Origin of the sequence: Streptomyces sp. CBMA123 (assembly GCF_014596465.1) — a bacterium.
Taxonomy (GTDB): domain Bacteria; phylum Actinomycetota; class Actinomycetes; order Streptomycetales; family Streptomycetaceae; genus Kitasatospora.
In genome coordinates, this window is sequence record NZ_MECK01000539.1 from 1 (window position 1) to 696 (window position 696).

Below are 696 nucleotides of genomic sequence, written 5' to 3' on the forward strand. Positions count from 1 at the left end.
GCCTGCCAACCGGGCGAGGCGGCGCGCCGACCGGCATGGCACCGGAGCCCGCGGGGCGCCGCGGCCGGACACTGGTGCGCCCGGACCCAGGCAGGGAGAGAGCATGGACGACCACAGCCGCCCGAGCACCCCGGACCGCGCGCCCACCGCAGCGGGCCGGACTCCCGGCGGCCAGGCCGGGGTGCTGGGCACCGCGCTCGCCGGGGTGCTGGCGGCCGCGCTCGCCTCGGGCTCGTGGCAGTGGTTCTCCACGTATCTCGGCCTGACGCTGCTCGCGGTGGTCTTCTCCTTCGCCGACCCGCCGGTGCGCACGCCCGGCGCGGTCTCCCGCTCCGGCCACCTGCGGAGTCTGACGGCCTACTCGCTGGTCGTCGGCCTGTGCGCGGCCCTCGTCCTGGCCCCCGCGATGCAGCGCTGGGCCTGGCTGTTCCCGATGCCGGGCACCCGCGCCGAGTGCGCCCTCCTGGGCGACTACGCGGCGGCGAAGGCGCAGGCCGCCCTCGGTGGCCTCGCCGACCAGGGCGGCGCCGCGCTGGCGTCCGCGCAGCGTGACCAGAGCCGGCAGGCCGTGAACGACTGCCTGGCCTCCACGACGACGCTCTGGCTGCCGGTGTACGCGTTCGGGGCGGCGCTCCTGACGGCGCTCGGCGTCCGGCTGGTGGGCCGGGCCCGCGCGGCCCGCGCAGCGGCGCAGGC

At 78.7% G+C, this 696-nt stretch carries 1 protein-coding gene; it reads left to right on the forward strand.

Annotated features, from left to right (window positions below; all coding sequences use genetic code 11):
* Positions 1-103 precede the first annotated feature (103 nt).
* The coding region (locus BG452_RS36160) for a hypothetical protein (RefSeq protein ID WP_188308575.1) at positions 104-696 on the forward strand (593 nt) is incomplete at its 3' end.